Origin of the sequence: Bradyrhizobium sp. (assembly GCF_036009065.1) — a bacterium.
GTDB lineage: Bacteria > Pseudomonadota > Alphaproteobacteria > Rhizobiales > Xanthobacteraceae > Bradyrhizobium.
In genome coordinates, this window is sequence record NZ_DASYMN010000088.1 from 1 (window position 1) to 11,199 (window position 11,199).

An 11,199-nucleotide genomic window follows, 5' to 3' on the forward strand; every position below is an offset into this window, starting at 1 on the left:
AGCGCCACATGCATGCGCTGATTGCCGAAGAAAATATCCTTGACGATATTGGGCTTGTGGAACCGGGTCAGCACGTTCTTGCCGTCGCCGATGCCCTTGTAGACGAAGGCGACGTGACAGATCGGGTCGAACGGCGAGCGATAGGCGTAGCCCTGCAGCGGTCCGATCGGGCTTTCGGTGGTAAAGGTCGAGACCCGCTCGATCAGCTTTTCGCGCGCCTGGCGGTACGCGATCATGTCGGCGATGGTGACGTGCCTGAGCTTGTGTTCCGCCGCGAACCGCGCCACCTGCGCGCCTTTGGTCACGGTGCCGTCGTCGTTCATCAATTCGCTGATGACGGCGACGGGCGGCAGGCCGCTGAGCTTGCAGAGGTCGATCGCAGCCTCGGTATGGCCGGAGCGCAGCAGCACGCCGCCGTCGCGCGCGATCAGCGGAAATACGTGGCCGGGCCGCGCGAAATCGTTGGCGCCGGCGTTGGGATTGGCCAGCGCACGGCAGCACGAGGCCCGTTCGTCCGCCGAAATGCCGGTACCGTTGTCGGGCTTGTAGTCGATCGAGACCGTGAAGGCGGTAGTATGATTTGAATCATTGTTGGCCACCATCGGGTCAAGCCGCAGCCGGCGCGCGTCGTCGGTGGTGACCGGCGCGCAGACGATGCCCGAGGTATGGCGGATGATGAATGCCATCTTCTCCGTCGTGCACAGCGACGCCGCCACCATCAGGTCGCCCTCGCCTTCGCGGTCGTCGTCGTCGGTGACGACGACGATTTCGCCGTTGGCAAACGCCTGCAGTACTTCGGGTATCGGATGGGCCATGGATGTGCTCGCTCTATGCTGAGAGCATTTAGCCGGACTTGGCCGCCCGCGCCAGCGCTATGACGCCAGGGAGCAATGACGTTACAACAAGCCTTCGCTGCGCTACGGCTTCGACCTCTCCCGGCAAGGGCGGGAAGAGGTAAGATTGGCTACGGCAGCACTTCGCGCCGTTCGCTCAGGCGGGTGTCGACTTCGGCGCGCTTGTCCTCGAGCAATCCCTGATCGGCTGCCTCGATCACATTAAACAGTTCGTGGGCGTCGCTGAGCCGCGTCACCACCACATAGTCGGCGCCGGCGGCGTAGTGGTCCGCCACATCCGACAACACATCGGCGGTCGAGATGATCTTCGCAGTCTGGTTCAGCGAGCGGACGTGACGGACCAGCTTTTCGTTGTTGGCACCCTTCAGCAGCGAATCCGGTACGCTCAGGATGATGATCTCGGCGTTGCCGACGCCGGCATGGACCAGCGTATCGACATTGCTGATGTCGCCGTAGGTCACGTGCACGCCGCGCCCCTTGAGGGTCTGGAACACCACCGGGTTGAAATCGACCACCCCGATCTGGTCCAGCAGTCCCGGGTTCTGGCGCTCGATCTCGCTCATCAGCGCGCTGGCGGCGCGAAAAAATCCGAGGATCAGAATGCGCCGCCCCTCGCCGTGGCCGCCCTCGTCGCCCTCCTCGGCGTGGCGGTGATCGAGATCGCGAAGGCCGATCCGCTTCAACGGCCCGATCGCCATCCGTACGATCTGGTCGCTGCGCATCATCACGAACGTGCTGAGCACCGCCAGAATGACGAACGCGAAGGAGGCGGCACTTGCGGTCTGGGTCTTGATATGCCCCGCCGTGATGCCGGTCTGGATCACCACCAGCGAGAACTCGCTGATCTGCGCCAGGTTGATCGCCGGCAGCAGGCTGGCGCGCAGGCCCTGCTTCATCAGATACAGCGGGGTGAAGGTCGTAACCACGCGGCTGACCACCGTGAAGGCGGCGATGATGAGCGCGAGCCCGATCACCGACAGATTGGGAATCGGGATCGTCATGCCCAGCGCCACGAAGAACAGCGTGATGAAGAAGTCGCGCAGCGTGGTGACTTTCGCCGTGACGTCCAGAGCGTAGGGAAATGTCGAGATCGACACACCGGCGACCAGCGAGCCCATCTCACGCGACAGATGCAGCAATTCGGCGATCTCGCCGATCAGAAAACACCACGCCAGCGCGCCCAGCAGCACCAGTTCCGGACGGCGCGCGATCTGGTGGAATAAGGGCGGCAGAACGTAGCGGCTGAGCGCCAACGCCGTGACCACCAATGCCACGACACGCGCGATCGACAGCAGGATGACGCTGACCTGCAGATCGGCAAGGCTCGGCTGCACCGCGAGGAACAGGATCGCAAAAATGTCCTGCAGCACCAGCACGCCAAGCGTGATGCGCCCCGGCAGCGTATCCAACTCACGCTTTTCGTAGAGCACTTTGACGATGATGACGGTGCTCGACAGCGTGCAGGCGATGGCGAGATACAGCCCGTCAAAGCCGCCGCCTCCCAGCACGCGGCTGATGCCCATGAAGAACAGCACGCCGAGAAGGCAGCCGCCGATCAATTGGCCACCGGCGGCGAACAGGATGACGCGGCCGGCGCGGATGATCTTCTTGAGGTCGATTTCCAGCCCGATCATGAACAGCATGAAGATCAGGCCGAGTTCGGAGATGATCTGGATCGACTCCTGCGACTTGACCCACCCCATCCCGAATGGACCAATGAAAAACCCGGCGATAAGGTAGGCCAGGATCAACGGCTGCCGGGTGAAATGGGCTAAAAGTCCAAGTCCCCAGGCGAACAGGATGCATAGCGTGATGTCGCGAATAAGCTCGTGCATGATTCCAAACCGTCCAGCGTCTCTTGCACCACAGCCTAAAGGCGCGTGCGCAACGGTCAAAGCGCTAATTGGGAATGTCGAACGCGCGATCTGCCGCAGTCCGGTCCGAAATATCGTTGTGCTGATCGCGCTGCTGGCAGCGCCGATGGCGTCGGCACAGACCGGGCCCGGCATCGAGCAGCGTTTTGCGACCTCACTGACCGCACTTCCGTCGGAAAAACTCGGCATCACCGGATCGTTCTACGTTCCGGCGTATTCCAGCGTGTCGCTGAGCGAGGGCCGGTTGCGGGCGGATTTTTCTGTCACCCTGAACATCCACAACGCCTCCGAAACGCGGCCCCTGGTGGTGCGGCGGATCGCGTATTTCGACACCAACGGCAAGCCGGTGCAGAGCTACCTGAAGGAACCGGTGGCGCTGAAACCGTTCGCGACCATCGAGGTGTTCATCCCGACCACCGACGTCCGCGGCGGCACTGGCGCCAATTTTATCGTCGACTGGGCCGCGGACGGGCCGATCGCCGAGCCGGTGATCGAGGCGCTGATGCTCGGCGGCCTCGGCAGCGGGCAATACGCGTTCATCAGCCAGGGACGGCTAGTGAAGGTGATCGGGGGGAATTAGCATGAATCGTCATGCCCGCCCTTGTGCCGGGCATCCACGCCTTTACTGAATGGACGCACGAGAAAGACGTGGATGGCCGGGACAAGCCCGGCCATGACGAGAACAAACGTTTCAACTTAAAAACAAAAACGGAGACGGCGCTCATGGCCACCGAATCGTTCGACTTCTCGACCCTGCTGCCGCCCGGATTGCCTCCAGCCGCGGCGCGGTGGACGGGACTGGCGAAATACTCATTCATCGGCGGCAACAACGATCCGGACCAGGTTCCGCTCGACGGCCTGATTGAGGCTGCCAACGCCGTGCTCAAGCGCGAGGGCAAGACGCTCGCAACCTACGGCCTCGCCAGCGGGCCGCAGGGCTACCGTCCCTTGCGCGAATTTCTTGTCGGCAAGCTCAAGCGCGACGCCGGCATCGCCTGCACCGCCGACGACATCCTGATCGTCTCCGGTTCGCTGCAGGCGCTCGATCTGGTCAATCACACGCTGCTGGCGCGCGGCGATACCGTCATCATCGAGCAGGACACCTATCAGGGCGCGCTGAACCGCCTGACCCGGCTCGGCGTCAACATGGTCGGCATCCCGCTCGACGGCGACGGCATGCGGATGGACGCGCTGGCGGCGGCGCTGCAAGACCTCGAGGGCAAGAACGTCAAGCCGAAATACATCTACACCATCCCGACGGTACAGAACCCCACCGGGACCATCATGCCCGAGGCCCGCCGCCTCGAACTGCTGAAACTGTCGCAGCACTACGGCGTGCCGATCTTCGAGGACGATTGCTATGCCGATTTGATCTGGAACGGCGAGCGTCCGCCCGCGATCTACGCGATGAGCACCAATGGCGGCGTGATCCACATCGGCTCATTTTCCAAATCGATCGCGCCGGCGCTGCGGGTCGGCTTCATCGTCGCATCCTGGGATGTGATGTCGCGCATGCTGGCGCTGAAAACCGACGCCGGTTCCGGCGCGCTGGAGCAGATGGTGCTGGCGGAATATTGCGCGCCGCATTTTACCACGCATGTGCCGAAGCTGACCAAGGGGTTGCGCGCCAAGCTGGACACGCTGATGGAGGCGCTCAACGAACAGTTCGGCACCGCGGCGGAATTCGAGGATCCGAAAGGCGGCATCTTCCTGTGGGTGAAGCTTCCCGACAATGTCGATACGCTAAAGCTGTACCAGGCAGCGATCGCCGCCGGCGTCGCCATCAATCCCGGGCCGGAATGGTCTACCGACAAGGCCTACGGCAAGAGCCGGATGCGGCTGTGCTTCGCCAGCCCGTCGCACGACGAAATCCGCGCAGGCGTCGCCGCGCTGGCCGAGGTGTGCCGCCGGGAATTCGGCGTGCCGGCGCGGATCGCGAATGTCGAGAAGCATGCGCGGGCGTGATTCGACTAAAGGCAATTTCACACGATGTCGCGGAGCCTATCGGCGCCGGACCAAGCAATATGTTACAACGCGATCGATCGAACTTCCCATCAGCTTGAGGTCATTGTGGTCGAACCTGTTCTGCTGCTCGGAATACCCCTCGACTTCATCCTGTTCGCGCTCACCCTGCTCGGCGTCGCACTGTTCCATCATCATACGCTTCCAATCGCGCTCGGCGGACTTGCGGCCATTGTCATCTACAAACTCGCCTTCACCGGATTCAAAACCGGCGTGGGGGCCTCGGGCTTCGGCCTCCACATGCAGCATGAATGGGTCATCCTGGCCAATCTGTTTCTGCTGCTGACGGGGTTCGCGCTGTTATCCCGGCACTTCGAGGAGAGCCGGATCCCGGACAAAATGCCGGCGCTGCTTCCTGAGGGCTGGAAAGGCGGCGTGGTGCTGCTGATCATGGTGTTCGTGCTGTCGAGCTTTCTCGACAACATTGCGGCGGCCCTGATCGGCGGAACGGTGGCCCGGCGCGTATTTCAGGGCAAGGTCCATATCGGCTATCTCGCTGGTATCGTGGCCGCCTCGAATGCCGGTGGCGCCGGCAGCGTCGTAGGCGACACAACCACCACCATGATGTGGATCGCGGGCGTCAGTCCGCTCAGCGTCCTCGAGGCTTATGTTGCCGCCGTCGTCGCGCTCCTGATCTTCGCGGTGCCGGCGTCGATGCAACAGTATCGCCTTTCTCCGATCTTGAAGAAGCCGCCGACGGGATTGAGGGTGGACGCAACGCGGGTGTTCATCGTCGCGGCCATTCTCATTGCCGCGCTGGTTGCCAACGTAACCGCGAACCTGAAATTTCCCGCGTTGCTCGACGCGATTCCCGTGCTCGGGCTCGCGGTCTGGGCGATCATCCTGCTGACGAGTCCGCTGCGGCAGCCGGACTGGAGCGTCATGCCCGCGACAATCAAAGGCACGATTTTTCTGCTGGCGCTGGTGACCGCGGCTTCGATGATGCCGGTCGAGAAGCTGCCGGTGGCCTCATGGCAGACCGCGCTCGGGCTTGGTTTTGTATCCGCCGTCTTCGACAACATTCCGCTCACCGCGCTCGCGCTGAAGCAGGGCGGCTACGACTGGGGATATCTTGCCTATGCCGTAGGCTTCGGCGGATCGATGATCTGGTTCGGCTCGTCCGCGGGCGTGGCGCTGGCGAACATGTATCCGGAAGCCAAATCGGTCGGACGCTGGGTCGGGCAAGGCTGGCCCGTGGCCATCGCCTACGTCATCGGGTTTTTCGTGATGCTCGCGCTGCTCGGCTGGCATCCCGACGCGCCGCATTGAAGGCGGCGGTTCCGCACGCTTCAAAGCTGATCGCACGCTACCTCACCGCGAACGGCGCCTGATACGGCCGGCCGAACGGCACGCCGTTGATCACGGTCTGCACCGGCTTCAACAGCGCCTTGCCGTCGCGCTTGTTGTTTCGGGTATCGACGAACGACACCGGCCCCTCCACCAGTTCCATGATCGCAACGTCACCGGGCGCGCCGACCTGCAGCGTGCCGATCTTCGGCGCCTTGTTGATGATCTTCGCCGGCGCTGATGTCGCCATCGCCACCACCTGCTCCAGCGAATAGCCGAGCGTCATGAACTTGCTCATCACGTTCGGCAGATACGGCATGCCCGGCGAATTACCGGAAAACACGTGGATGTCCGATGAGATGGTATCCGTCCCGCAGCCGCCGGGGATCGCCACCTCCGCCACGGTGAAGTCAAAACTGCCGCCGCCGTGGCCGACGTCGAAGATCACGCCGCGCTGCTTGGCGGCAAGCGCCGCCGGCAACAGCTTGCCGTCCTGCACGATATTGGTGAAGGCGCCGGCGATGTTCGGCGCGCCGGAATAGCAATGCGTCAGCACGTCGCCGGGCCGCATCAGGTTCAGGATATCCGACATCAGCTGACCGGTTTCGACGCCGCCGATATGCACCATCATCTTGGCCGGCCAGCCGCACATCTCGCAGGCCTGGATGCCGCGCTTCAAAGGCTCGAGGCCATGCTTGAAGATGACATTCTCCGACATCCGCACTTTTACCCCGATCAGGAAATCCGGATTTTCCGAAAGCGCCATGGCGCAGGCTTCCATCTGCGCGTTGTCGATGTTGTAAAGCTCGGCGACCGGGAATGCCGAGAGCCCGTTGTTGGCGATGTGCACGAAGGCATAAATCCGCGTGCGCGATTGCGCCACGATGTAGCGCCGCAGCGCCGCCAGATTGTTGACGCCGGCATCGCCGGCCGAGACCATCGTGGTCGTGCACTGAAATTGCGCCAGCTCGTCGGCGGGGATTCCGATCGCCGAGCCGTAGGGGTAGACATGCGAATGCAGGTCGATCAGGCCGGGGGTGACCAGCTTGCCCGTGGCGTCGATGGTTCTTGACGCCCGCGCCGCCGGGATTTCGGCCTCAATCGCCTCGATCGCGCCCCAGCGGATGCCGATGTCCCGTTTTCCCCGCAGCGACTGGCTGGGATCGAGCACGTCGCCGCCCTTGATGACGAGATCGAACTTGTCGTTCGGTCCCATCGCGGCGCTGGCGAGGCGGCCCGACAACGTCGCGGCGGCGGCCGATCCGGACAGCGCGAGAAAATTGCGGCGTGACAATGCGGACATGCTGGCGTCTCCCCTGCAGTTTATTCTTGTGCGGGGATGATGAAGCCAACGCCGCGATTGCGCAAGCGCGTCGTTTTCTATTCGACCAATTTTGCAATTTCAGGCGGCGCACCCTCAAGAGCGAACGGATTGAGAAACTGGCGCCGCCAGAATAATTGCCGGTCCACGACGCTCAGTCTCGCCTCGTCGCAGACAGCTTCCCACCGCTCGAGGATTTTTTTGATCTGGTCCGCCACGACAGCAAGGGCGGCTTGCGCGGACAGTAGAAATACCGGAGCGGCCTTGAGGCAGACGGAAAGCTGGCTGAAGCGTTGGTCGCCGATGATGAGCATTGCTTGCGTAGCTTCGTTGCCGGCCCGCTGCTGCGGACAGATATCGTAGGCCGGCGTTAGTTTGAGGCTGTGGCCATCCCAGAACGCCGCATGGTTACGGGCATGGTCATCGGTATTGCCGCAGAGAATATTGAACACCAGCCGCCGGAACAGTTCATGCAACGTTTCGGCGGGCGTCTGGAAACGGTGGCGGATGATGGTTGCGAGATCTTCATAGCTCGCATAGCGCGCCATCAACTCGTCGAGGCCGAACAGCGTGAGTGCGGAGACCATGGCCTTGCGCCGCCATCCTTGGTTCGTCCGCTCGCGATCGAAGCGCTCGATCAGCAGCACGTCCTTGCCGGCCGCGCCGACGAGGCGAACCGGGGCTACGGAAATGCCGACGACATCGGCGAGCCGCATCGCGATGTATTCCGCCTTGACCACGCTGTATTCGTCATTGCGCGAGGAAAATTTCGCAACGTATTTGCGGTCGTCGGCCGAGATCAGGGCTTTCGGCCTCGCGCCGCCCAGCGAACTGCCGTGAAACAGCGCCTGGTCGAGATCGGCATTGAGCGGCACGCCCTCCTCGACCTTGTCGGCGGCATGCAGCAGATCGTCGAGACCGGCTTGCGCCGACGTACGCGGCACGAATTTGCTCGGGGACAGCTGGAAATCCAGCGCGCCGGCGCGGTCGGAGCCGGATTCCAGCAGGTAGGTAAGTTCATCGAGTTCGATAGGGTCGATCTGTCTGCCCTGCGCGCCGAGCTTGCGGTTGATGATGACCCGCCGCCCCCATGCGTCGGGCGCGCCATCGCGGATGCAGTTCGGCATCGACAGACCGGGCAGCAGCGGCAGCGCGCCGGGCCGCAGCGGGAGTTCGGTATCGTAGATCGGGATCGCGGCCTTGCGAGCAAGATAGCTGCGGCCGTAATTGAAGATCAGTTGGTCGTCGATGCGGGCCAGTACGCCGGCGACGACCGGCGCGGTCTCGCCGGGCAACCAAATCCAGACATAGGCTTCATCGTGGTGTGCTTCAGAAGTCATCTTTCACGGCCCTGGGTGATTTGCGGACCGATTTGGGCAGCAGCGCCAGCATTGCTTCGTTGTTGGCGACGGCCTTCGCAAGCGTAGGCTGATCGGCATCGAACAGGCGAACGCCGACGATGGCCGCGACTTCGAATACCGAGCCGATGGCGCAGCCGGGGTCGCCCCTTTCGATGCGATGAAGCAGTCCCCGCGAGACGCCCGCGCGCTCAGCCAATTCCGCAAATGTGAGCTTGTGGCCGATCCGAGCCAGCCGGATCAGTTGCCCGAGCACGAGCGCGGCCTCGCGGCTGTAGCGGGAATATGGTCGTGTGGAGAGCTTTACCATGTCTCATGAATAGAACGGAGAGGCTATTTGTGTTCTATTTATAGGATAATCCTGCCTTATCGGCAAGGAGTATTTGTCTCATGAATAGTACACAGGATTGCTTCCCGTCCTTTTAATAGCACAAAATTTCCTGCCTACACCATATCCGGTTACCGCCAACGAGAATGATGCCGCAACTGCGCCTTGGCCACATCGCGCTTATTCCCCTAGTCTTCCCGCTTCATCAACGGGCCTTCCAGAGGCCCGAACGGGAGATGTCCCATGGCTGCCATCCGCATTCTCGCATCCGCGCTGTGCCTTGCGGCTTCCAGCGTAACCGCGTTTGCCGACGATCCGCTGCCGCGCGCAAGACCGGAAGAGGTCGGCCTCTCCAGCGAGCGGCTGGCGCGGATCGGCGAGACGCTCAGGGCCGACATTGAAGCCGGGCGGATTCCCGGCGCCGTGATCGCGATCGCGCGGCGCGGCAAACTGGTGGCGCTGGACGCTTATGGCTGGCGCGACAAGGCGGCCGGCGTTGCCATGACTACCGATACCATCTTCAACATCGCCTCGATGACCAAGCCGACGACGGCGGTCGCGCCCTGATGCTTTACGAGCGGGGCAACATCCTGATCGACGATCCGCTCGCGAAATACTTCCCAAAATTCGCCGACATGCGCGTCGCCCTGCGCGATGCCGGCGAGCCGGTCGAGGAAACCGTCCCGGCCAACCGCAAGATCACCATTCAGGACCTGATGCGGCATACCTCCGGCATCGTCTATGGCGGGCGCGGCAGCACGGTGGTGCACAAGATGTATCCGGGCGGTAGCGGCGACGCGTCGCGCGACTATGACGGCGCCGCCTTGATGGACAGGCTGGCGTCGCTGCCGCTGCTGCATCAGCCCGGCACGGTGTGGGATTACGGTTTTGGGCTCGACGTGCTCGGGCTGACGATCGAGAAAATCAGCGGCCAATCGCTCGGGCAATATCTGCAGGCCAATCTGTTCACGCCGCTCGGCATGACCGACACGGGGTTCTCGATTTCGCCGGACAAGGCGGCGCGCTACGCGCGGCCGCTGCCGGTCGACCCTGACACCGCCAAGCCGCAGGCCCGCACGCCGGAACTGACGCAACCGCTCAAATTCGAATGCGGCGGCTGCGCGGCCTCCACCGCAACCGATTATCTGCGCTTTGCGATGATGCTGATGAACGGCGGTCGCTCCGGCGAGGCCCGCCTGCTCGGACCTCGCACCGTCGCTTACATGCTTTCGGATCAGCTCGGGCCGAACATCAAGAACCTCGTCGGCAACGCCGATCCGACCCGCGCCGATTACGGTTTCGGCCTCGGCCTTGCGGTGCGCACCACGCCGGGCGTGGTCAAGATGATGGGCTCGGTCGGGCAGTTCTCGTGGCCCGGCGCCAGCGGCACCGACTGGTGGGCCGATCCGAAGGAAGAACTCGCGGTGGTGTATCTGTCGGCGGCGCCCGGCCCGATCCGCTGGCACTACCGGCAGAAGATCAACGCGCTGGTGTATCAGGCTATCATGGAATAGCGCGCGACCTGCGTTAACCAAGGCTGAACGTCTGTTCAGAATTTTCCTGTGGTTCCATCGGGAACGTAACTGCATGTCCGATGTTCTATTCTCACCCAATTTGGAGGAAGAGGACATCATGAAGAAATTTGGATATATTATCGCGGCGCTGGCCACTCTTGCCATCGCAGCCCCCAGCATCGCAAGTGCTGAAACGGTCGTAATCAAGCGCGGCGGCGGTCATCATGACAGCTATGGTGGCGGCCACGCCAGCAAGGTCGTCATCAAGCGTGGCGGTGGCTACGGCGCCCGCGCCGAATTCCGTGGCCGCTCCCATCGGGACAGCGGCTGGCATCGTGGTCACGACAAGAAGGTCGTGATCATCAAGCACGGACGCGACTGCCGTTATTGATTTGCGATCATGGAAATGGCCCCGGAAGGGGCCATTTTTTTATGCGTGAAAGCTCAATCCCATGCCGGGGCAAAGCCGGGATTCACAAAGCGCTTGTTCTTCGGCAGCCCGGCAATCGCGGCGCGATCCTCATCGTCGAGCCCGACATGCAACGCGTCGAGATTGGCCTTCTGGCTTTCGGCGCGCGACGCCTTCGGAATCGCGGCGACGCCGTTCTGGTCGAGCAGCCATTTCAGCGCGACCTGCGCCG

General features: G+C 62.7%; 10 protein-coding genes and 1 pseudogene. 5 read left to right on the forward strand and 6 right to left on the reverse strand.

What is annotated here, in order from left to right; translation table 11 throughout:
- Positions 1-815, reverse strand: an 815-nt coding sequence (gene ribB / locus VGP39_RS05410) for a 3,4-dihydroxy-2-butanone-4-phosphate synthase (RefSeq protein ID WP_327567079.1), incomplete at its 3' end; no start/stop codon positions are given.
- 149 nt (positions 816-964) lie between these two features.
- Positions 965-2,689, reverse strand: coding sequence for a cation:proton antiporter (locus VGP39_RS05415; protein ID WP_327567080.1), 1,725 nt, complete (start codon positions 2,687-2,689; stop codon positions 965-967).
- Positions 2,690-2,834: 145 nt separating this feature from the next.
- Between VGP39_RS05415 and VGP39_RS05420 the strand changes: the two genes are divergently transcribed.
- The 3 genes from VGP39_RS05420 to VGP39_RS05430 all read left to right on the forward strand — a co-directional run bounded on the left by VGP39_RS05420 (position 2,835) and on the right by VGP39_RS05430 (position 6,019).
- Complete coding sequence (locus tag VGP39_RS05420; RefSeq protein ID WP_327567087.1) at positions 2,835-3,308, forward strand: DUF3124 domain-containing protein; 474 nt, start codon at positions 2,835-2,837, stop codon at positions 3,306-3,308.
- A 143-nt stretch (positions 3,309-3,451) separates the two neighbouring features.
- Positions 3,452-4,693 carry a PLP-dependent aminotransferase family protein gene (locus tag VGP39_RS05425; protein WP_327567081.1) on the forward strand — a complete coding sequence of 414 codons (1,242 nt, stop codon included), beginning with the start codon at positions 3,452-3,454 and terminating at the stop codon, positions 4,691-4,693.
- A gap of 105 nt (positions 4,694-4,798) precedes the next feature.
- Complete coding sequence (locus VGP39_RS05430; protein WP_327567082.1) at positions 4,799-6,019, forward strand: citrate transporter; 1,221 nt, start codon at positions 4,799-4,801, stop codon at positions 6,017-6,019.
- A gap of 37 nt (positions 6,020-6,056) precedes the next feature.
- On the opposite strand, the gene VGP39_RS05435 is transcribed toward VGP39_RS05430, so the two are convergent.
- From VGP39_RS05435 to VGP39_RS05445, 3 genes are all read right to left on the reverse strand, one after another.
- On the reverse strand, positions 6,057-7,340 hold the full coding sequence (locus VGP39_RS05435) for an amidohydrolase/deacetylase family metallohydrolase (protein WP_327567083.1): 1,284 nt from the start codon (positions 7,338-7,340) through the stop codon (positions 6,057-6,059).
- A 77-nt stretch (positions 7,341-7,417) separates the two neighbouring features.
- Positions 7,418-8,698: a type II toxin-antitoxin system HipA family toxin gene (locus VGP39_RS05440; protein WP_327567084.1), complete on the reverse strand. Its 1,281-nt coding sequence runs from the start codon at positions 8,696-8,698 to the stop codon at positions 7,418-7,420.
- Entirely contained in the window at positions 8,688-9,026 is a 339-nt protein-coding gene (locus tag VGP39_RS05445; RefSeq protein WP_327567085.1) for a helix-turn-helix transcriptional regulator, read from the reverse strand. Before VGP39_RS05445 ends, VGP39_RS05440 begins: the two co-directional genes overlap by 11 nt.
- A gap of 261 nt (positions 9,027-9,287) precedes the next feature.
- Between VGP39_RS05445 and VGP39_RS05450 the strand changes: the two are divergent.
- Together VGP39_RS05450 and VGP39_RS05455 are read left to right on the forward strand one after the other, a co-directional pair.
- Positions 9,288-10,558 (forward strand): annotated as a pseudogene (locus tag VGP39_RS05450) (serine hydrolase domain-containing protein).
- Positions 10,559-10,676: 118 nt separating this feature from the next.
- Positions 10,677-10,949 carry a hypothetical protein gene (locus VGP39_RS05455; protein ID WP_327567088.1) on the forward strand — a complete coding sequence of 91 codons (273 nt, stop codon included), beginning with the start codon at positions 10,677-10,679 and terminating at the stop codon, positions 10,947-10,949.
- Between the two features lie 53 nt (positions 10,950-11,002).
- Here VGP39_RS05455 and VGP39_RS05460 read toward each other — a convergent pair.
- Positions 11,003-11,199: aldo/keto reductase (locus tag VGP39_RS05460; protein WP_327567086.1), on the reverse strand; the 197-nt coding region annotated here is incomplete at its 5' end.

What these genes read in the sequence shown, in the direction of transcription:
- VGP39_RS05415 (WP_327567080.1), bottom strand. Translation starts at nt 2,689, where the DNA reads ATGCACGAGCTTATTCGCGACATCACGCTATGCATCCTGTTCGCCTGG.
- VGP39_RS05420 (WP_327567087.1), top strand. Translation starts at nt 2,835, where the DNA reads ATGGCGTCGGCACAGACCGGGCCCGGCATCGAGCAGCGTTTTGCGACC.
- VGP39_RS05425 (WP_327567081.1), top strand. Translation starts at nt 3,452, where the DNA reads ATGGCCACCGAATCGTTCGACTTCTCGACCCTGCTGCCGCCCGGATTG.
- VGP39_RS05435 (WP_327567083.1), bottom strand. Translation starts at nt 7,340, where the DNA reads ATGTCCGCATTGTCACGCCGCAATTTTCTCGCGCTGTCCGGATCGGCC.
- VGP39_RS05440 (WP_327567084.1), bottom strand. Translation starts at nt 8,698, where the DNA reads ATGACTTCTGAAGCACACCACGATGAAGCCTATGTCTGGATTTGGTTG.
- VGP39_RS05445 (WP_327567085.1), bottom strand. Translation starts at nt 9,026, where the DNA reads ATGGTAAAGCTCTCCACACGACCATATTCCCGCTACAGCCGCGAGGCC.
- VGP39_RS05455 (WP_327567088.1), top strand. Translation starts at nt 10,677, where the DNA reads ATGAAGAAATTTGGATATATTATCGCGGCGCTGGCCACTCTTGCCATC.